17 protein-coding genes and 1 pseudogene are annotated in these 20,413 nt (G+C 66.8%); 9 read left to right on the top strand and 9 right to left on the bottom strand.

Features of this window, described 5'->3' with window-relative positions; genetic code table 11:
* Nucleotides 1-55: 55 nt before the first annotated feature.
* The 6 genes from siaA to NFU04_RS00280 all read left to right on the top strand — a co-directional run bounded on the left by siaA (nucleotide 56) and on the right by NFU04_RS00280 (nucleotide 6,064).
* On the top strand, nucleotides 56-2,119 hold the full coding sequence (gene siaA, locus NFU04_RS00305; RefSeq protein WP_251307559.1) for a biofilm regulation protein phosphatase SiaA: 2,064 nt from the start codon (nucleotides 56-58) through the stop codon (nucleotides 2,117-2,119).
* Nucleotides 2,120-2,132: 13 nt separating this feature from the next.
* Nucleotides 2,133-2,666, top strand: a complete 534-nt coding sequence (siaB, locus tag NFU04_RS00300) for a biofilm regulation protein kinase SiaB (RefSeq protein ID WP_251307558.1) — start codon at nucleotides 2,133-2,135, stop codon at nucleotides 2,664-2,666.
* Between the two features lie 8 nt (nucleotides 2,667-2,674).
* Nucleotides 2,675-3,070: a biofilm regulation phosphoprotein SiaC gene (gene siaC / locus NFU04_RS00295; protein WP_285835092.1), complete on the top strand. Its 396-nt coding sequence runs from the start codon at nucleotides 2,675-2,677 to the stop codon at nucleotides 3,068-3,070.
* The gene (gene siaD / locus NFU04_RS00290; protein WP_251307557.1) at nucleotides 3,067-3,849 is read left to right on the top strand and encodes a biofilm regulation diguanylate cyclase SiaD; all 783 of its coding nucleotides are present in this window, start codon (nucleotides 3,067-3,069) and stop codon (nucleotides 3,847-3,849) included. Before siaC ends, siaD begins: the two co-directional genes overlap by 4 nt.
* Nucleotides 3,850-3,923: 74 nt before the next feature.
* Nucleotides 3,924-5,048, top strand: coding sequence for a glycosyltransferase (locus tag NFU04_RS00285; protein WP_251307556.1), 1,125 nt, complete (start codon nucleotides 3,924-3,926; stop codon nucleotides 5,046-5,048).
* Nucleotides 5,045-6,064, top strand: a complete 1,020-nt coding sequence (locus tag NFU04_RS00280) for a lysylphosphatidylglycerol synthase transmembrane domain-containing protein (protein WP_251307555.1) — start codon at nucleotides 5,045-5,047, stop codon at nucleotides 6,062-6,064. The genes NFU04_RS00285 and NFU04_RS00280 overlap by 4 nt, the downstream gene beginning before the upstream one ends.
* A 62-nt stretch (nucleotides 6,065-6,126) precedes the next feature.
* On the opposite strand, the gene sucD is transcribed toward NFU04_RS00280, so the two are convergent.
* The 9 genes from sucD to sdhC all read right to left on the bottom strand — a co-directional run bounded on the left by sucD (nucleotide 6,127) and on the right by sdhC (nucleotide 17,676).
* Entirely contained in the window at nucleotides 6,127-6,999 is an 873-nt protein-coding gene (gene sucD, locus NFU04_RS00275; protein ID WP_146801619.1) for a succinate--CoA ligase subunit alpha, read from the bottom strand.
* Nucleotides 6,999-8,165: an ADP-forming succinate--CoA ligase subunit beta gene (gene sucC, locus NFU04_RS00270; protein ID WP_146801620.1), complete on the bottom strand. Its 1,167-nt coding sequence runs from the start codon at nucleotides 8,163-8,165 to the stop codon at nucleotides 6,999-7,001. The genes sucD and sucC overlap by 1 nt, the downstream gene beginning before the upstream one ends.
* A gap of 137 nt (nucleotides 8,166-8,302) precedes the next feature.
* On the bottom strand, nucleotides 8,303-9,739 hold the full coding sequence (gene lpdA / locus NFU04_RS00265; RefSeq protein WP_251307554.1) for a dihydrolipoyl dehydrogenase: 1,437 nt from the start codon (nucleotides 9,737-9,739) through the stop codon (nucleotides 8,303-8,305).
* A 48-nt stretch (nucleotides 9,740-9,787) separates the two neighbouring features.
* Nucleotides 9,788-11,305: a 2-oxoglutarate dehydrogenase complex dihydrolipoyllysine-residue succinyltransferase gene (gene odhB / locus NFU04_RS00260; RefSeq protein WP_251307553.1), complete on the bottom strand. Its 1,518-nt coding sequence runs from the start codon at nucleotides 11,303-11,305 to the stop codon at nucleotides 9,788-9,790.
* Between the two features lie 42 nt (nucleotides 11,306-11,347).
* The gene (locus tag NFU04_RS00255; protein ID WP_251307552.1) at nucleotides 11,348-14,185 is read right to left on the bottom strand and encodes a 2-oxoglutarate dehydrogenase E1 component; all 2,838 of its coding nucleotides are present in this window, start codon (nucleotides 14,183-14,185) and stop codon (nucleotides 11,348-11,350) included.
* Between the two features lie 276 nt (nucleotides 14,186-14,461).
* On the bottom strand, nucleotides 14,462-15,166 hold the full coding sequence (locus tag NFU04_RS00250; protein ID WP_146801624.1) for a succinate dehydrogenase iron-sulfur subunit: 705 nt from the start codon (nucleotides 15,164-15,166) through the stop codon (nucleotides 14,462-14,464).
* A gap of 15 nt (nucleotides 15,167-15,181) precedes the next feature.
* A complete protein-coding gene (gene sdhA, locus NFU04_RS00245) occupies nucleotides 15,182-16,954 on the bottom strand; it encodes a succinate dehydrogenase flavoprotein subunit (protein WP_251307551.1) in 1,773 nt (590 codons plus the stop codon).
* 3 nt (nucleotides 16,955-16,957) lie between these two features.
* On the bottom strand, nucleotides 16,958-17,305 hold the full coding sequence (gene sdhD / locus NFU04_RS00240; protein WP_146801626.1) for a succinate dehydrogenase, hydrophobic membrane anchor protein: 348 nt from the start codon (nucleotides 17,303-17,305) through the stop codon (nucleotides 16,958-16,960).
* Nucleotides 17,299-17,676 (bottom strand): succinate dehydrogenase, cytochrome b556 subunit, encoded by a 378-nt coding sequence (sdhC, locus tag NFU04_RS00235; RefSeq protein WP_198057509.1) that lies wholly within the window; start codon nucleotides 17,674-17,676, stop codon nucleotides 17,299-17,301. Before sdhC ends, sdhD begins: the two co-directional genes overlap by 7 nt.
* A gap of 397 nt (nucleotides 17,677-18,073) precedes the next feature.
* Between sdhC and gltA the strand changes: the two genes are divergently transcribed.
* From gltA to NFU04_RS16450, 3 genes and pseudogenes are all read left to right on the top strand, one after another.
* The gene (gene gltA, locus NFU04_RS00230; protein ID WP_251307550.1) at nucleotides 18,074-19,360 is read left to right on the top strand and encodes a citrate synthase; all 1,287 of its coding nucleotides are present in this window, start codon (nucleotides 18,074-18,076) and stop codon (nucleotides 19,358-19,360) included.
* An 88-nt stretch (nucleotides 19,361-19,448) separates the two neighbouring features.
* Nucleotides 19,449-19,888 (top strand): annotated as a pseudogene (locus tag NFU04_RS16455) (NAD(P)-dependent oxidoreductase); the annotation flags it as partial.
* Nucleotides 19,868-20,329: an NAD(P)-dependent oxidoreductase gene (locus NFU04_RS16450; protein WP_459382055.1), complete on the top strand. Its 462-nt coding sequence runs from the start codon at nucleotides 19,868-19,870 to the stop codon at nucleotides 20,327-20,329. The pseudogene NFU04_RS16455 and the gene NFU04_RS16450, both read left to right, overlap by 21 nt.
* Nucleotides 20,330-20,413 lie beyond the last annotated feature (84 nt).

The following is a 20,413-nucleotide window of genomic DNA, read 5'->3' as shown; positions in this document are numbered from 1 at the left end:
TGATAACCGGGGCCGTCCCAGCGCGGGGGCGGCCGACGAGCAGGGATCTCACTCTATGGCGGCGCTTCTCGGCCTGCGCGGCAAGTCCGTGGTTACGCTTCTCTTCGCCTGCCTGCTGGCACTGCTGCCGGCGGCGCTGATCGGCTGGAAGGCCGTGGACGAGGTGCGGCGGCACTTCGCCAGCGCCTATGCCGAGCAGTACACCCTGCTGCAGATACAGCGCATCATGGCCCCCCTGAGCCGCGAACTGGCGCTCTCCCGGCGCTTCGCCGATTCCATCGTGACCCACGAATGGCTGCGCGACCCCAGCGACCCGGAACACCGTCGGCGTTTCTTCCGCGAGGCGGAGGGCTATCGCCAGCAGTTCACCAGCGGCGCCTTCTTTATCGTCGACCACGCCAGCGACGACTACTACTTCAGCGACGACGACGCCAGCAACGGTCAAGGCTCCCTGGCCAGGCCCACCTATCGCCTCTCGCGGCAGCGCGAGGAGGACGCCTGGTACTTCGCCACCATGGACAGCAGCGCCACCTACAATATCAACGTCAACGTCGACCGGGCCCTCGAACGCACCATGATCTGGTTCAATATCAAGATCATGGACGACGGCGAACCGCTGGGCCTGGCCGGCGGCAGCATCGACCTCAGCGACTTCCTCGACCGCTTTATCCGCTCGGCGCCGGCGGGCCTCACGCCGATGATCATCGATAGCCGCGGCGCCCTCCAGGCCCATGCCGACCCCGAGCGGATCGCCCTGAGCTCCGTCAATCTGTCCCAGGACCTGAACGGCGACCTCGGCCTCTATGCGATGCTCGATGACGCGACACAGCGCGAGGCACTGCGGGCCGCCATCCAGCAGACCACCCGGCGTCCCGGCGAGATCGCCACCCTCGAGACCACCCTCGAGGGCGAGCCCCGCCTGCTGACCCTGGGCTATATTCCCGAGCTGCAGTGGCTGATGGTCACGGCCCTGGATCTCGGCGCCTATCCCCTCCTCGACAGCCGCTGGTTCTGGCCCATGGTGCTGGGCCTGGGGCTGATCCTGGCCATCCTGATGGGCGCCTTCGCCTATGCCACCCATCGCCTGATCCTGCGCCCCCTGCGCCGCCTGACCCTCTCGGCCCAGGCCATCGCTGGCGGCGACTACAGTCCGCGGCTGCCCACCGGCCGCGACGACGAGATCGGCGCCCTCTCCCAGGCCTTCTCGCGCATGGCCAACCAGGTGGAGCGTTACACCCGCGACCTGGAAGGGCAGGTACGCGAGCGCACCCGGGCCCTGGAGGCGGCCCATGCGAAGGTGGCCGCCGCCCATCAGCAACTCGGTGATTCCATCCAGTACGCCAGCATCATCCAGCGCGCCATCCTCCCCGACAACCAGCTGGAACGGCACCTGACTCACCACTACGGGGTACTCTGGAAGCCCCGGGACACCGTCGGCGGCGACTTCTATGTGTTCCGCGCCAGCGGGCGCGGCTACCTGCTGGGTGTCGTCGACTGTGCCGGCCACGGCGTCCCCGGCGCCATGATGACCATGCTGGCCCGGGCCCTGATCGATCAGGCCATCGCCCGGCATAGCGCCGATGACCCCGCCGCCCTGCTCACCGAGATCGACCGCCGCGGTCGCGAGCTGCTGCCCGCCGAGCGCCTGCCCTCCTCCATCGCCACCAACATGGACCTGGGCCTGGTGTGGGTCGACCCCAGCCGCGAACGGCTCACCTACGCCGGGGCCAAGATCGACCTCTACGCCAGCGACGGTGAGACCCTGACCCGCCTCAAGGCCAACAAGCGGGCCATCGGCCACCGCCGTCCGGGGCACTACAGCAACCAGCACCTGCCCCTCGCCGCTGGCCACAGCTACTATCTGTGCAGCGATGGCTTCCTCGACCAGGCCGGCGGCAGTCACGGTTTCGGCTTCGGCAACCCGCGCCTCGAGGCCCTGATCAAGGCCCAGGCGGGCCGTCCCCTGGCCGAGCAGATGCACGCCTTCGAGACGGCCCTCTCGGCCTATCGGGGCGAGCTGCCCCAGCGCGACGATATCACCCTGCTGGCCTTTCGCGCCGAGCCCGCCGCGGGCCCGGCACCCCATTCGCCAACCGAGTCCCCGACGGGGTCTCGCTAGCCACGGAGGCAACATGGACCTACTGAGCATGCGGGAGAGCTACCAGCGTGAGCGGGTCATGCTGTGTTTCAATGGGCCCATCTCGCGCAGCCTGATCGAGGAGATCGGCAAGGCGCTGCGCAACTACCTGGACACCCAGCAGACCGCCCCCGCCGCGGCCATGGATGTCTTCGCCGCCTATATCGAGATGACCCAGAACATCCGCCACTATGCCCGCCGCCAGGACTACAACGACGAACAGGCCTCGGCCACCGTGGTGGTCTCCCAGGATGATCAGGGGCGTTACCAGGTCTCGGCGGGCAACCTGGTGGAGACCCCCGACGGCGAGCGCCTGGTGGCCACCATCGAAGGCCTGGAGGCCCTCGACAAGGCCGAGCTCAAGGCCGCCTACAAACGCCAACTGCGCCAGCCCCGGGATGAGGCCTCGCCCAGCGGGGCCGGCCTGGGCCTGCTGGATATCGCCCGCAAATCGAGCCAACCGATGCGCGCTTCGCTGCAGCCCTTGTCCGCGCAGCAAAGCTTCTTTAGCCTGACAGCCACCATTTGATGCCCGCCATGACCATGATTCCCGACCTCGACATCTCCGGCAGTCAGTCCACCCCGATCATTCGCAGCGACTGGGCCGCCGGCCGCCTGACCATGCAGGGCGACTCCTACCCGGAAAACTCCTACGACCTCTTCGACCAGGTGATCGCCTGGGTGCAGCACTTCCTGCGGGAAGAGCAGCGCCCCCTGGCCCTGGAGCTCTCCCTGGTCTACCTCAACACCTCCTCGGTCAAGGCGATGATGGATATCTTCGACCTGCTGGAGGAGGCCCATGAGCAGGGCCGTTCGGTCGCCGTGACCTGGCACTATGACCCCCGCAACGAGCGCATCGCCGAGCTCGCCGAAGAGTTCAAGGAGGACTGCAGCTACCCCTTCGCGATCACCCCGACTCCGGTGAACGCATGAAGGTCCGGGGCGAGGAGGGCCTGCTGGAGCGCGTCGCCGCGCTGCTCGACGAGTCCCGGCATGCCGAGGATCCCCTGCGCGAGGCGCTGGAGGAGCTCTACCTGAAACACCGCGACCAGCAGGAGCAGCTCGATCGGCTGATGAGCATCTCCGATCGTTACCAGGCCCTGGCCCGGGAGGCCCAGCAGGTGACCCAGCAGCGCTACGAGCGGGCCCTGAAGCGCCAGAAGAAGCTGTCACGGATCTCCGATCGCTATCAGGCGCTGATGCGTGAGCGCAACCAGACGCTGCACCAGGAGGCGCATCACGACGCCCTCACCGCGCTGCCCAACCGACGGCTGATCGATGCGCGGCTCGCGCAACTGGACCGGAGCGGGCGCCGCTACACCCTGGCGCTGCTGGATATCGACCACTTCAAGCAGGTCAACGACGAGCACGGCCACGACGTGGGCGACGAGCTGCTGGTGGCCATCACCCGCACCATGCGCCAGGGCCTGCGCGACTATGACCTCTGCGGCCGTTGGGGCGGCGAGGAGTTCCTGCTGCTGCTGGGCGACACCGCCCTGGACGAGGCCTCATGCATCGTCGAGCGATTGCGTGCCCGGCTGGCCGAGGTGCGGGTGCCCAGCGGCGACCGGTGGCTCTCGGTCACCCTGAGCGCCGGGCTCAGCGAGCACCGCCACGGCGAGCCCTACCTGACGACCCTGCAGCGGGCCGACCAGGCGCTGCTGGACGCCAAGCGCGAGGGCCGCGACCGCAGCCAACTGGCCAAGCGCTAGCCACACCCTGTCGCCGAACTGTCGCATCCCTGCCCTACCCTGGCCGTCAGGCATGACGGCGCCAGGAGGGCCCCTTGCATCTCGTCGATATCACCATGTTCCACGCCCCGGCCAGCGGCGGCGTGCGCACCTACCTCGAGGCCAAGCGACGCGTGCTGGCCACCCGCCCCGAGCTGCGCAGCAGCCTGCTGGTGCCCGGGGCCGAGCGTAGCGCCCTAGGTGGCGTACACACCCTTCCCGCCCCGCGCCTGCCCCTGGGCCAGGGCTACCGCTTCCCGCTACGCCGGGGCCCCTGGCGCCAGGCCCTGATCGAGATGCGCCCCGACCTGATCGAGGCCGGCGACCCCTATGTCACCGCCTGGGCGGCCCTGGAGGCCGGGCGCGCCCTGGATATTCCGGTGGTGGGCTTCTACCACTCCGACCTGCCGCGGCTGATGGGCGACCGCTTCGGTCCTCGGGTCGAGCAACGCCTGCAACGCTATGTGCGTGACCTCTATGGGCGCTTCGACAGCGTGCTGACGCCGTGCAGCGCCATGGCCCAGCGCCTGGACGACTGGGGGGTAAAGGACGTGCGCCTGCAGCCCCTGGGGGTCGACCTGGCGGCCTTCCATCCCCGCCACCACGACCCGTCGCTGCGCCAGCGCCTGGGGCTTCACGATGATCAGCGCCTGCTGGTCTTCGCCGGACGCGGCTCCCCCGAGAAGCAGGTGGACGTGCTGCTGGCCACCCTGGCCCGGCTGGGGGCCGACTACCATCTGTTGCTGATGGGGCCCGGCATGCCCCACCGGGTCCCCGACAACGTCACCGTGGTGCCCCGCTACTGTCCCCCCGACGAGGTGGCCCGGGCCCTGGCCAGCGCCGATGCCATGCTGCATGCCGGCACCCGGGAGACCTTCGGCCTGGTGGCCCAGGAAGCCATGGCCAGCGGCCTGCCGGTGGTCGCCGCCCGGGCCGGCGCCCTCAAGGAGACCATCCCGCTGGGGGCCGGCATCCTCTGCCGCCCATGCGATCCGGCGGACATGGCCCGCGCCGTCGCGGAGCTGTTTCTCAACGACCCGGCGGCCATGGGCCGCCACGCGCGTCGCCATGTGGAGCGCCATTACGACTGGGACAGGGTGATCGGCGACCTGAGCCGGCACTATACGGCCCTGATCCGCGGCGCGGGCCGCCCCGACGCCGCTCGGGTCGAGCGGGGATGACGGCGCCGCGCCCGGCGCCGAAATGGCGATGGCTTCACCTCGTCCCGCTGGCCCTGGCGCTGCTGATGCCCCTGCTGCTGCCCTGGTGGCTGGGGGGCGCGGGCACCCTGGCGGCGCTGGCCGCCTTTCCGCTCCCCCTGCTGGCGCTGATGACGGTCATCGCCGTGCTGTGCTGGAACCTCAATGCCGCCCGCTGGCGCCTGCTGTTCTCGGGGCGCGCCGGGCGCCTGGGGCAGGACGGCGCCCTGGCCCTCGAGATGGCCGCCAAGTTCGCCCTCTGCGCCACCCCGGGGGGCAGCGGCGGCGCCGCCACCTTCCTGCTGCTGCTGGCCCGCCGCGGCTACCCCCCGGCCCGGGCCTCGGCCATCTACCTGGTCGATCAGGCCTGCGACCTGCTGTTCTTCGCCCTGATGCTCGGCCTGCTGGTCGCGGCGACCCTGACCGGCGCCATCGACTGGCCGCACCGCGCCCTGATGGCCGGCGCCCTGCTCGGCCTGGGGCTGCTGCTTGGCGGCCTGGGGCTGGCCCTGGCGGTGCTGCCGCGGCTGCTGCGCCGACGCCCCTGGCTCGCCTGGCCCGGCCCGCGGCGCCGCCGGCGCCTCGCCCGCCAGCTGCTCGCCGCCCGGCGCACCCTGATCGCCACCCTACGCCTGCCGCCGCGGGTGCTGGCGGCGGTCTTCGCCCTCTGCGCCCTGCACTGGCTGCTGCGCTACAGCCTGCTCTACCTGGCCGTGCTCGGCATCGCCGGCCAGGGCGAGGGGCTGGCCGACTGGGCCTGGACCTTCCTGGTACAGATGCTGGCCATGGCGGCCAGCCAGCTCAGCGTGCTACCCGGCGGCGCCGGCACCGCCGAGCTCAGCGTCGGCGCCCTGCTGCTGCCGCTGATGGAGCGCGACCAGGCCGCCGCCGCCGTGGTGATCTGGCGCCTGATCAGCTATCACCTCTACCTGCTCGCCGGGGCCCCGGTATTCCTCGTCCAGGCGAGCCGCTGGCTGGCGCGCCCGGTGGCCTCCTGAGCGCCCACGAAAAAGGGCACCCCGAGGGGTGCCCTTTGCGGCGCGTCTGAGGCGGTGATGGCTTACCAGCCGGTCACTTCCTTCAGGGCATCGCCGATATGCGCCAGGGAGCGCACGGTCTTGACGCCGGCGTCTTCCAGGGCGGCGAACTTCTCGTCCGCGGTGCCCTTGCCGCCGGAGATGATGGCGCCCGCATGGCCCATACGCTTGCCCGGAGGGGCGGTCACGCCGGCGATGTAGGAGACCACCGGCTTGGAGACGTTGGCCTTGATAAAGGCGGCGGCCTCTTCCTCGGCGGTGCCGCCGATCTCACCGATCATCACGATGGCTTCGGTCTGCGGGTCCTTCTCGAACATCTCGAGGATGTCGATGAAGTTGGAGCCCGGGATCGGGTCGCCGCCGATGCCCACGCAGGTGGACTGGCCGAAGCCGTGGTCGGTGGTCTGCTTGACGGCTTCATAGGTCAGGGTGCCGGAGCGGGAGACGATACCCACCTTGCCCGGCTTGTGGATATGACCCGGCATGATGCCGATCTTGCACTCGCCCGGGGTGATCACGCCGGGGCAGTTCGGGCCGATCAGGCGCACGCCCAGCTCGTCGCACTTCACCTTGGCGTCGAGCATGTCGAGGGTGGGGATGCCCTCGGTGATGCAGACGATCAGCTTGATGCCGCCGTTGGCGGCTTCCAGGATGGAGTCCTTGCAGAACGGGGCCGGCACGTAGATCACGCTGGCCTCGGCGCCGGTGGCTTCCACGGCTTCCTTGACGGTGTTGAACACCGGCAGGCCCAGGTGGGTCTGGCCGCCCTTGCCCGGAGTCACGCCGCCGACCATCTGGGTGCCGTAGGCGATCGCCTGCTCGGAGTGGAAGGTCCCCTGGCCGCCGGTGAAGCCCTGGCAGATGACCTTGGTGTTCTTGTCGATCAGGATGCTCATTACTTGCCCTCCGCTGCCTTGACCACCTGCTGAGCGGCGTCGCTCAGGCTGGTCGCAGCGATGATGTTCAGACCGCTGGAGGCCAGCTTCTCGGCGCCCAGCTCGGCGTTGGTGCCTTCCAGGCGCACCACGACCGGCACGTTGACGCCGACCTGCTCGACGGCACCGATGATGCCCTCGGCGATCATGTCACAGCGCACGATGCCGCCGAAGATGTTGACCAGTACCGCCTTGACGTTGTCGTCGGAGAGGATCAGCTTGAACGCCTCGGCGACCCGCTCCTTGGTGGCGCCACCGCCCACGTCGAGGAAGTTGGCCGGCTTGCCGCCGTTGAGGTTGACGATGTCCATGGTGCCCATGGCCAGGCCGGCGCCGTTGACCATGCAGCCGATGTTGCCGTCGAGGGCCACGTAGTTCAGCTCCCACTTCGCCGCCTCGGCCTCGCGAGCGTCCTCCTGGGAGGGATCGCGCATCGCCTGCAGGTCCGGGTGACGATAGAGGGCGTTGCTGTCCAGGTTGATCTTGGCGTCGAGGCAGTGCAGGTTGCCTTCGTCGGTGATCACCAGGGGGTTGATCTCGAGCAGTGCCAGATCCTTGTCGTGGAACAGCTTGGAGAGTCCCAGGAAGATCTTGGTGAACTGCTTCACCTGGTTGCCGGACAGGCCCAGGGCGAAGGCCAGCTCACGGGCCTGGTAGGGCTGCGCGCCGACCAGCGGGTCGATCTCGGCCTTGAGGATCTTCTCGGGGGTCTCCTCGGCGACCTTCTCGATCTCCACGCCGCCTTCGGTGGAGGCCATGAAGACCACGCGACGGGTGGTGCGGTCGACCACGGCGCCCAGGTAGAGCTCGGAGGCGATATCGGTGCAGTTCTCGACCAGGATCTTGGAGACCGGCTGACCGTTGGCGTCGGTCTGGTAGGTCACCAGGTTCTTGCCCAGCCACTGCTCGGCGAAGGCCTTGGCCTCGGCCGGATCCTTGATCAGCTTGACGCCACCGGCCTTGCCGCGACCACCGGCGTGCACCTGGGCCTTGACGACCCACATGTCGCCACCGATCTTCTTGCAGGCCTCGGCGGCTTCCTCGGGAGTGTCCACGGCGAAGCCCTTGGACACCGGCAGACCATAGTCGGCAAACAGCTGTTTGCCCTGATACTCGTGAAGGTTCATCGTGTCATGCCATTGGTTGCATGTGACTCGAACGGTGACCACGGCGCTAGGCCGAAACGACGCTGGCCGGGTCACCACCGATCGCGCCCGATACATCGCCGGGCGCGCCGCGCCGCCCGCGGGCGGCGCTTGTTGTCTTACTTGCGCTTCTTGCGGTTGGCCATATGGATGGCGTGCCCTTCCACGGCGAGTGCCGCTTCATGGACCGCTTCCGACATGGTCGGGTGCGCGTAGCAGGTCAGCGCCAGGTCCTCGGCGCTGGAGCCGAACTCCATGGCGATCACGCCCTGTGCGATCATCTCGCCGGCATGCTGGCCGACGATATGCATGCCCAGGATGCGGTCGGTCTCGGCATCGGTGATGATCTTGGCCTGCCCCTCGGTGGCGTTGTTGGCCATGGCGCGGCCGCTGGCGGCGAACGGGAAGGCGCCGGTCTTGACCTCGATGCCCTGGGCCTTGGCGTCCTGCTCGGTCATGCCGACCCAGGCCACTTCCGGGAAGGTGTAGATGACGCTGGGGATGGCGTCGTAGTTCATCTCGGCCTTATGGCCGGCGATGATATCGGCCACCATGATGCCCTCTTCGGAGGCCTTGTGGGCCAGCATCGGGCCGCGCACCACGTCACCGATGGCGTAGACGCCCGGCACGCTGGTACGGCACTGGTCGTCGACGAAGATAAAGCCGCGCTCGTCGAGCTTGACGCCGGCGTCGTCGCCCAGCAGGCCCTGGGTGTAGGGGCGGCGACCCACGCAGACGATCAGCTTGTCGAAGACCTGCTCCTGCTCGCCATTGGCGTCGGTGTACTTGACCACCACCTCGTCACCCTTGACCTCGGAGCCGGTGACCCGAGCGCCCAGCTTGATGTCCATGCCCTGCTTCTTGAGCAGCTTCTGGGTCTCCTTGGCGATGGCGCTATCGACCATCGGCAGGAAGGAGTCCATGGCCTCGAGCACGGTGACCTCGGAGCCCAGGCGGTTCCACACGCTGCCCAGCTCCAGGCCGATCACGCCGGCGCCGATCACGCCGAGACGCTTGGGCGTTTCCTGGAACTCCAGGGCGCCGGTGGAATCGACGATCAGGCCCTCGGTGAGCGGGGTCGGCGGGATCTCCACCGGCACCGAGCCGGAGGCGATGACGATATGGTCGGCCTCGTAGACGGCGCTCTCGCCATCCTTGCTGACCTCGACCTGCTTGCCGGAGAGCACCTTGCCGGCGCCTTCCAGGGCGGTGACGCCATTGGCCTTGAACAGGCCGGCGATGCCGCCGGTCAGGTTCTTAACGATCTTGTCCTTGCGGGCCATCATCTTCTTGACGTCCATCGTGACGTCGCCGGCCTGGATGCCCATGTCGTCGAAGTCGTGCTGCGCTTCGACGAACTTGTGGGAGGCCTCGAGCAGCGCCTTGGACGGGATGCAGCCCACGTTCAGGCAGGTGCCGCCGTGGACGACCTTGCCTTCCTTGCCGATCCACTTCTCGACACAGGCGGTCTTCAGCCCCAGCTGGGCGGCACGGATGGCGGCCACATAGCCGCCGGGGCCAGCACCGATGACGATCACATCAAATTTATCGGCCATTGAATCTTTCCTGTTGATCGGTTCGCGTTTGAGTCCGATGGTTGGCGCTTAGACGTCCAGCAGCAGGCGTGCCGGATCCTCCAGCAGATCCTTGACGGCGACCAGGAACTGTACCGCGTCCTTGCCGTCGATCATGCGGTGGTCGTAGGAGAGCGCCAGGTACATCATCGGACGAATTTCGACCTTGCCGTTCACCGCCATGGGTCGTTCCTGGATCTTGTGCATGCCCAGGATGGCGGTTTGCGGCGGATTCAGAATCGGCGTCGACATCAGTGAGCCGAAGATGCCCCCATTTGTAATTGTGAAGGTACCGCCCTGCATCTCGTCGATGCCCAGCTTGCCGTCGCGGGCGCGCTTGCCGAAATCGACGATGCCCTTCTCCACGTCGGCCAGCGACATGCTCGAGGTGTCACGCAGGACGGGAACCACCAGGCCACGCGGGGTGGACACCGCCACGCCGATGTCCTGGTAGCCGTGGTAGACGATATCGCTGCCATCGATGGAGGCGTTGACGTCCGGGAAGCGCTTGAGCGCCTCGGTGGCGGCCTTGACGAAGAAGCCCATGAAGCCGAGCTTGGTGTCGTGGGCCTTGAGGAAGGTGTCCTTGTACTGGGCACGCAGGCCCATCACCGCGCTCATGTCCACCTCGTTGTAGGTGGTCAGCATGGCGGCGGTCTGCTGGGCCTGGACCAGGCGCTTGGCGATGGTCTGGCGCAGGCGGCTCATCGGCACGCGCTTCTCGGGACGCTCGCCCTCGGCCACCGGGGCCGCGGCCGGGGCGGCCGGCGCCGCGGCGGCGGCCTTGGCCTTCTTGGCGTTGCCGGCCTGAATGGCGCGCTGCACGTCCTCCTTGAGGATGCGGCCGCCCTTGCCGGTGCCGTCGATCTTGGCCACGTCCAGGTCATGCTCGGCCACCAGCTTGCGGGCCGCCGGGGCGAGGATCTTGTCGCCGACCTTCTCGTCGGCGCCCTCGTCCGCGGCCGCGCTCGGCGCCTCGGCGGCCGGCGCGGCTTCGCCGCCGGCGCCCTCGGCGAAGACCGCCAGCACCTCTTCGGAGGCTACCTGGCTGCCCTCGTCGGCCTTGATCTCCACCAGGGCGCCGTCGGCCGGGGCGACCACTTCCAGCACCACCTTGTCGGTCTCGATCTCGGCCAGCACCTCGTCGCGCTTGACCGCTTCGCCGACCTGCTTGTTCCAGCCGGCCACGGTGCCTTCCTGGATCGACTCGGGGAAGGTCGGCGCCTTCACCTCGTGCTGCTTGCCGGAAGCGGCGGGCGCCTCGGCCTTGGCCGGGGCGGCGTCATCGCTCTTCGCCTCGGCCTTGGCGCCGGCGGCGCCGAGGGTGCCCAGCACCTGCTCGGAGGCCACGGTGTCGCCCTCCTCGGCCTGGATCTCGGCCAGGGTACCGGCCTCGGGGGCCAGCACTTCCAGCACCACCTTGTCGGTCTCGATCTCGACGATCAGCTCGTCGCGCTCGACGCTGTCCCCCGGCTGCTTGTGCCAGGCCGCCACGCTGCCTTCGGCAACGGACTCAGGAAAGGTAGGCGCTTTGATCTCGGTAGCCATCTTGGTCGTTTCCCTTGTGTATTCTCTCGTCCGGTGGGCGCCTTACAGATTGAAGGCGTCGTCCACCAGTTGGCGCTGCTGTTCTACGTGTACCGACATATAGCCCGCGGCGGGAGCCGCCGAGGCCGGACGACCGGCGAACTTGAGGTCGCGGCCCAGGCCGTCCTTGAGCATGTCGGCGACGGCCCGCATATGGTGCTGACTGGAATACCAGGCGCCCTGGTTGAGGGGCTCCTCCTGACACCACACCACCTGCTCCAGGTTGGGGTAGGTCTTGAGGGCCTGATAGAGCTCTTCCTTGGGGAAGGGGTAGAGCTGCTCCAGGCGCACGATGGCGGTGTCGTCGCGCTCCTGGTCGACGCGGTAGCCGGCCAGGTCGTAGTAGACCTTGCCGGAACACAGCACCACGCGCTTGACCTTCTCCGCCTCGAGCTTGCCCTGGTCGGGCAGCACCATCTGGAACTTGCCGTGGGCCAGCTCGTCGAGGCTGGAGGTGGCTTCCTTGTGGCGCAGCAGGCTCTTCGGCGACATCACCACCAGGGGCTTACGCAGCGGGCGGATCACCTGGCGACGCAGCAGATGGAAGATCTGCGCCGGGGTGGTGGGCACGCAGACCTGCATGTTGTGCTCGGCGCACAGCTGCAGGAAGCGCTCCAGGCGCGCCGAGGAGTGCTCGGGCCCCTGTCCCTCGTAGCCGTGGGGCAGCAGCAGGGTCAGGCCACACAGCCGGCCCCACTTGGTCTCGCCGGAGGAGATGAACTGGTCCACCACCACCTGGGCGCCGTTGAAGAAGTCGCCGAACTGCGCCTCCCAGATATTCAGCGCATTGGGCATGGTGGTGGCATAGCCGTACTCGAAGGCCAGCACGGCTTCTTCCGAGAGGAAGGAGTCGTGGATGGTAAAGCGCGGCTGGCCGTCGGCGATATGCTCCAGCGGCACATAGGTGCTGCCGTCCTTCTGGTTGTGCACCACCGCATGGCGGTGGGAGAAGGTGCCGCGGCCCACGTCCTGGCCGGTGATGCGGATCGGATGCCCCTGGTCGAGCAGGGTGGCGTAGGCCAGGGTCTCGGCGAAGCCCCAGTTCAGGGCCATGCCGCCGGCCTGCATCTTGCGACGATCCTCGTAAATCTTGGCGACCTGGCGCTGCACGGCGACGCCATCGGGGATCTCGCACATCCTGGCGGCCAGCTGCTGCAGGCGCTTCATGTCCACGGTGGTATCGGCGTCGCCGGTCCACTCGTGGCCCAGGTAGGGGGCCCAGTCGACGAACAGCGACTTGTTGGGCTCCTTGACCAGGGCGTTGGCCACGTGATTGCCGGCCAGCAGGTCTTCCCGGTAGGTCTCGACCAGTTGCTTGGCCGCCTCCTCGGAGAGTACGCCCTGCGCCACCAGGCGCTTGGCGTAGATCGCCCGGGAGCTGGGGTGGTTCTTGATCTTGCCGTACATCATCGGCTGGGTGCCGGAGGGCTCGTCGGCCTCGTTGTGGCCGCGGCGGCGATAGCACACCAGGTCGATGACCACGTCCTTCTTGAACTGCATGCGGTAGTCCAGGGCGACCTGGGCGGCATGCAGCACGGCGTCGGGGTCGTCGCCGTTGACGTGGAAGATCGGCGCCTGGACCATCTTGGCGATGTCGGTGCAGTACTCGGTGGAGCGGGTGTCCAGGGGGTTGGAGGTGGTGAAGCCGACCTGGTTGTTGATCACCAGGTGCAGGGTGCCCCCGGTCTTGTAGGCGCGGGTCTGGGACATCTGGAAGGTCTCCATGACCACGCCCTGACCGGCGAAGGCCGCATCCCCGTGCACATTGATCGGCAGCACCTTGGTGCCGTCACCGTCGTTGCGGCGGTCCTGGCGGGCACGCACCGAGCCCTCCACCACCGGCGAGACGATTTCCAGATGCGAAGGGTTGAAGGCCAGCGCCAGGTGCACCTCGCCGCCCGGCGTCATGACGTTGGAGCTGAAGCCCTGGTGGTACTTGACGTCGCCGGAGCCGTGCTCGATGACCTTCTTGCCATCGAACTCCTCGATCAGCTCGGAGGGGCTCTTGCCTAGGATATTGACCAGCAGGTTGAGGCGGCCACGGTGGGCCATGCCGATCACCACTTCCTTGGTGCCGTAGCCGCCGGCACGCTGGATCAGCTCGTCCATCATCGGGATGAAGGACTCGCCGCCCTCCAGGCCGAAGCGCTTGGTACCCGGGTACTTGGAGGCCAGGTAGTTCTCCAGGCCCTCGGCGGCGGTCAACCGCTCGAGCACGTGCTTGCGCACCTCGGGGCTGAACTTGGGCGCGCTGCGCACCGACTCGAAGCGCTGCTGCAGCCAGCGTTTCTCCTCGGTATCGACGATATGCATGAACTCACAGCCGATGGCGCGGCAGTAAGTCTGTTCCAGAGACTCGACGATCTCCTTGAGGGACGCCTTGTCCTTGCCGATAAACAGCGAGCCGGTCTGGAATTCGGTGTCCAGGTCCGCGGGGGTCAGCTGGTGGAAGGCCAGATCCAGGTCGGGAACCGGGGTCGGGCTGCGCAGATCGAGGGGATCGATCTTGGCGCGCTGATGGCCACGGAAGCGGTAGGCGTTGATCAGCTGGAGGACCTTGACCTGCTTCTTGCTGTCGCCGCTGTCGCCGCCGGCGGCGGCACCCTGGGTGGGGCGACGGGTCTTGGCTAGCTGATAGAACTGGTCACGAATCGGACTAAGGGGGACGTCTTGGGAGGAGCTGCCTTCGGGGCGGGGCAACTGGTCGAAGTAGTTGCGCCACTCATCGGGGACAGCATTGGGATCGACGAGGTACTGCTCGTAGAGCGCTTCCACATAGTGGACATTGCCACCACTCATGTGGGAAGTGCGCCACATCAACTCCATTATGCCTTCTTGCATCTCTCGGTCACCCTGCACTGATGGGGTGTTGTCGGCGCCTGACACGGGGGTCGCCGCATCGGCGTTCCTGGTGCCCTGCCGGCGGGCGGTTCATCCATCCGGCGCTTTAGCTTGCAAACAGGCCACTTATTCTTGTACCCGGCGCGATCTGCCTGATGATCGTTCGAAGAAAGCCGGCGCACTAGGCACCGGCTGACCTCGACGGGGCCGGGGCAACTGCGACACTGGGTCGCAGTTGCCGGGCGGCGCCCATGATACCAAGCAAGCCACGAGGATTTAAGTGGCATTGGCCAGCAACATCTCGCGAATCTTGCCGATGGCCCGGGTCGGGTTGAGCCCCTTGGGACACACCGAGACGCAGTTCATGATGCCGCGGCAGCGGAACACGGAGAACGGATCCTCCAGCTCGGCCAGGCGCTCGCGGGTCGCCTCGTCCCGGGAGTCGGCCAGGAAGCGGTAGGCCTGGAGCAGGCCCGCCGGCCCCACGAACTTGTCCGGGTTCCACCAGAAGGAGGGGCAGGAGGTGGAACAGCAGGCGCACAGGATGCACTCGTAGAGGCCGTCGAGCTTGTCGCGATCCTCCGGCGACTGCAGGCGCTCGATGGCCGGCGCCGGGGTGTCGTTCTGCAGGTACGGCTGGATACGCTCGTACTGCTTGTAGAACAGCCCCATGTCGACCACCAGGTCACGCACCACCGGCAGGCCCGGCAGCGGACGCAGGGTCAGCTTGCCGTTCTTGACCACCTCGGAGAGCGGCGTGATGCAGGCCAGGCCGTTCTTGCCGTTCATGTTCATGCCGTCGGAGCCACACACGCCCTCGCGGCAGCTGCGGCGATAGGCCAGGCCGTTGTCCTGCTCCTTCATCATGTGCAGGACGTCCAGCACCATGACATCACGGCCCTGGGTGTCGACCTGGAACTCCTGCATATAGGGCGCGGAGTCGGTCTCCGGGTTGTAGCGGTATACGGATACCTGAAGCATGGATCGTGGCTCCCCTTAGTAGGTACGGACTTTCGGCTCGAAGGTGTCGACGGTCTTGGGCGCGAAGTTGACGTCGCGCTGGCCAAGCCGCTTCTCGGCCGGGAAGTAGAGCGAGTGCTTCAGCCAGTTGGCGTCGTCACGGTCCGGGTAGTCGTAGCGGGAGTGCGCGCCGCGACTCTCCTTGCGCTCCAGGGCGGAGATCGCCGTGGCCTCGGCCACTTCCATCAGGTTATCCAGCTCCAGGGCCTCGACACGGGCGGTGTTGAAGGCATTGGACTTGTCTTCCAGGTGCGCGTTGGCGATGCGCCCGCGCAGCTCGGCCAGCTGTTTGACCCCTTCCTGCATGTTGTCTTCCTGACGGAAGACGCCGAAGGAGTTCTGCATGATGCTCTGCAGCTCGCGCTTGAGCTCGGCCACGGACTCGCCACCGGAGGACTCGTTCCAGCGGTTCATGCGCGCCATGGCGGACTCGATATCGGAGTCGGAGGCGTCCAGGTAGTCGATGCCTTCGTTCAGGGCATTCTCGATGAACATGCCGGCGGCGCGACCGAAGACCACCAGGTCGAGCAGCGAGTTGCCGCCCAGGCGGTTGGCGCCGTGCACCGAGACGCAGGCCGCCTCGCCACAGGCGAACAGGCCGTTGACGATCTGGTCGTTGCCGTCGGCGTCCTGCATGATCGCCTGGCCATGAACGTTGGTGGGGATACCGCCCATCATGTAGTGACAGGTGGGCACCACCGGGATCGGCTCCTTGGCCGGGTCCACGTGGGCGAAGGTCTTGGAGAGCTCGACGATGCCGGGCAGGCGCTTACCGAGGACTTCCTCGCCGAGGTGATCCAGCTTGAGGAAGACGTGATCGCCGTCTTCGCCGCAACCGCGACCCTCGAGGATCTCCATGACCATGGAGCGGGCCACCACGTCGCGACCGGCCAGGTCCTTGGCGTTGGGGGCATAACGCTCCATGAAGCGCTCGCCGTCCTTGTTGATCAGGTAACCACCCTCGCCGCGGCAGCCCTCGGTGACCAGGGTGCCGGCGCCGTAGATACCGGTGGGGTGGAACTGCCACATCTCCATGTCCTGCATCGGGAAGCCGGCACGCAGGGCCATGCCGATGCCGTCACCGGTGTTGATCAGGGCATTGGTGGTGGAGGCGTAGATGCGACCGGCACCGCCGGTGGCCAGCACGGTGGCCTTGGACTTCACGTGCACCACTTCGCCGGTCTCGATGCACATGGCGATGCAGCCCACCACGTCGCCATTGGCGTTCTTGACCAGATCTACCGCGAACCACTCATTGAGGAAGGTGGTGTTGTTCTTCAGGTTGTTCTGGTAGAGGGTGTGCAGCAGGGCGTGACCGGTACGGTCGGCGGCGGCACAGGTCCGCGCCGCCTGGCCGCCCTTGCCGAAGTCCTTGGACTGGCCGCCGAAGGGGCGCTGGTAGATGCGGCCGTTGTCGAAGCGCGAGAACGGCAGGCCCATGTGCTCGAGCTCGAAGACCGCCTTGGGGCCCTCGGAACACATGTACTCGGCGGCGTCCTGGTCGGTGATGTAGTCGCCGCCCTTGACGGTGTCATACATGTGCCAGCGCCAGTCATCGTTGGGATCGGCGGAGGCGATGGCGCAGGTGATACCGCCCTGGGCGGAGACGGTGTGGGAGCGGGTCGGGAACACCTTGGAGAGGACCGCGGTCTTCTTGCCGGACTTGGCCAGCTCCAGGGCGGCTCGCAGGCCGGAGCCACCGCCACCGATGATGATTGCGTCGAAGGTCAGGCTACGCATGTTAGACATGAATCAGGCTCCCCACAGGACTTGAATGCCCCACACCAGAAAAACGAAGATGGCCAGGATAACGACAAGCTGCACGGCGATGCGCACGGCGGTGGGCTTGAGGTAGTCGGTGGTCACGGTCCACAGGCCGACCCAGGCGTGGGCCGCCAGGGAGACGAAGGCCAGCAGCGAGAAGATACGCATCCAGGTGGCGGAGAAGAGCCCGCTCCAGGCCGCGTAGTCCAGGCCCGGATTGAACAGCAGATAGCCGACCATAAAGAGTGTGTAGACGGCCAGGATCAGCGCGGAGACGCGCTGGATCAGCCAGTCGGAGAGGCCGCTGCGGCCGAAGCTTGTGATGTTGGTTACCATACCCAGACTCCCGCCAGAATGATCAGAACGGCACTGATGACCACGGTGGCCTGTGCCTTCTTCAAGCCGCCCTCGAGGGTGACGCCGATGTTCATGTCCATCAGCAGGTGCTTGATGCCGGCCACGAAGTGGTAGGCCAAGGCCGACAGCAGCCCCCAAGCGATGAGCTTGACGAGAACGTTGTGGGAGAGGGCATGACTGACGGCGTCGAATCCTTCGGGAGAAGAGAGCGACGTATCCAGCGCCCAGAAGGCAAAGATCAGCCCAATGAAGAGAAGGATGCCAGTGATGCGGTGGGTGATCGACGTCAATGCCGGTAGCGGCATCTTGATCGTCGTCAGGTCGAGGTTTACGGGTCGTTTGCTATTCACGGCTCTATACACACTCTCTTGGCCCGCTTCCTGGTTGGGGCAAGGCCCAAGCGGGCGGTGGTTTTGAGGAAGGGCTCGGCCGTTTGCCAAGTCGGCACGACTCCATTCCTACCAGTCGCGCGGGGTGGATTATAGGGACAAGGGCTAATCATGACAAACCTAACCGTGCCGAACACGACCATGGTTTAGCCTTGACCGTCACCATCAGAAGCGCACAATGATGCAGGGCAGCAAGTCCTTTACCAAACATGTACACAAAGGGTTAGACATAAAACCAAACGACCTTTCGGCTAATTGACAATCCCCGACACGCTTCTATAGTGGGCGAACTTTTTCCGCCAGCATGGCAAGCGAGACAACGACTTATCGTCCGAAACAAGAGACAGAGGAGGCCGGCATGGCTGACAGGAAAGCGCAGTTGACGATCGAAGGGCTGGACAAGGTAATCGAGCTGCCTGTCTATTCCGGCACCGTCGGCCCCGACGTGGTCGATGTCCGCGGCCTGGGCGCCGAGGGCGTCTTCACCTATGATCCCGGCTTCATGGCCACATCCTCCTGCCAATCCGCCATCACCTATATCGATGGCGCCAAGGGCGTGTTGCTGCACCGCGGCTACCCCATCGACCAGCTGGCCAAGCACTCCAACTACGTGGAGCTCTGCTACCTGCTGCTCAATGGCGAGCGCCCCTCGAAGGAAGAGTACCGGAACTTCGAGCGCACCATCCGCAACCACACCATGGTTCACGAGCAGCTGGCCAACTTCTACAAGGGTTTCCGTCGCGACGCCCACCCCATGTCGATCCTGTGCGGCGTGGTGGGCGGCCTGGCGGCCTTCTACCATGACCACCTGGACATCACCCGGGAGGAGGATCGGCAGATCAGCGCCATTCGCCTGATCGCCAAGATGCCGACGCTGGCGGCCATGTGCTACAAGTACAACATCGGCCAGCCCTTCAACTATCCGCGTAACGATATGAGCTATGCGGAAAACTTCCTCTACATGATGTTCAGCAACCCCTGCGAGGAGTACCAGATCAATCCGGTCTTCGCCAAGGCCATGGATCGCATCTTCATGCTCCACGCGGACCACGAGCAGAACGCCTCCACCTCCACGGTGCGCCTGGCCGGCTCCACCGGCGCCAACCCCTTCGCCTGCATCAGCGCCGGCATCGCCGCCCTCTGGGGCCCCGCCCACGGCGGCGCCAACGAGGCGGTGCTGAACATGCTCGACGAGATCGGCGACGACTCCGAGGAGAACATCCAGCGCTTTATCGACAAGGCCAAGGACAAGGACGACCCCTTCCGCCTGATGGGCTTCGGCCACCGGGTCTACCGCAACTTCGACCCCCGCGCCAAGGTAATGAAGGAGACCTGCGACGAGGTGCTTGGGCAGCTGGGCCTGGCCGACGACCCGCAGCTGCGCATCGCCAAGCGCCTGGAGGAGATCGCCCTGGAGGACGAGTACTTCGTCAAGCGCAAGCTCTACCCCAATGTCGACTTCTATTCCGGCATCATCCTCAAGGCGATCGGCATCCCCACCAATATGTTCACGGTGATCTTCGCCATGTCGCGCACCATCGGCTGGATCTCCCACTGGCACGAGATGATCAGCGGCGACCACAAGATCGGCCGCCCGCGCCAGCTCTATATCGGTCATCCGCAACGCGACTACCCCACCGAGTAAGCGCCAGCGCAGCACGCAACCCGAAAGGCCGCCCCATGGGGCGGCCTTTCGTGTTTTACCCCCAGCAACCACGAAGAGGAGTCTCCCGATGGCCTCCCCCCTTTCTACCGTCGCCTTTATCGGCCTGGGCGTGATGGGTTACCCCATGGCCGGACATCTGGCCAAAGCGGGCCTGACGGTCCGCGTCTACAATCGCAGCGCGGCCAAGGCCGAGGCCTTCGTCGCCGAGCACGGCGGCAGCCACCACCCCACGCCTCGGGAGGCCGCCAGCGGCGCCGAGCTGGTACTAGTCTGCGTCGGCAATGACGACGATGTGCGCCAGGTCACCCGTGGCGAGCAGGGCGCCCTCGCCGGCATGGCGCCGGGCAGCCTGCTGGTGGATCACACCACCGCCTCGGCGAGCCTGGCCCAGGAGCTCGACGCCGCCTGCCGCGAGGCCGGCGTCGACTTCCTCGACGCCCCGGTCTCGGGGGCCAGCAGGGCGCCGAGAACGGCGCCCTGACCATCATGTGCGGCGGCGAGGCCGAGGCCTTCGCCCGGGTCGAGACGCCCCTGGCCCACTACGCCAAGGCGGTGACTCACATGGGGCCCGCCGGCAGCGGTCAGCTCACCAAGATGGTCAACCAGATCTGCGTGGCCGGCGTCGTCCAGGGCCTGGCGGAGGGCCTGCACCTGGCCGACAAGGCGGGCCTGGAGCCGCAGCGGGTGATCGAGGTGATCTCCCAGGGCGCCGCCGGCTCCTGGCAGATGGATCACCGCCACCGCACCATGATCGAGGGCGACTACGACCACGGCTTCGCGGTGGACTGGATGCGCAAGGATCTGGCCATCTGCCTCGACCAGGCCCGGGAGCTGGGGGCTCGCCTGCCGCTGACCGCCCTGGTGGATCAGTTCTATGGCGACGTTCAGGCGATGGGCGGCGGCCGCTGGGATACCTCGTCGCTGCTCAAGCGATTGCAGCGCGACTGACCCGCCCCGGGAGCCATCCGCCGACTCACAGGACGGCGGATGGCGGCACCCCGCCCGGGGCCTGAGATCCCACGCCCTTCTCAC

It is taken from the genome of Halomonas sp. NCCP-2165, assembly GCF_023708045.1.
GTDB lineage: Bacteria > Pseudomonadota > Gammaproteobacteria > Pseudomonadales > Halomonadaceae > Bisbaumannia > Bisbaumannia pacifica.
Note: the sequence above shows the minus strand (reverse complement) of the source record. Positions and strands in the feature narration are given on the sequence as shown.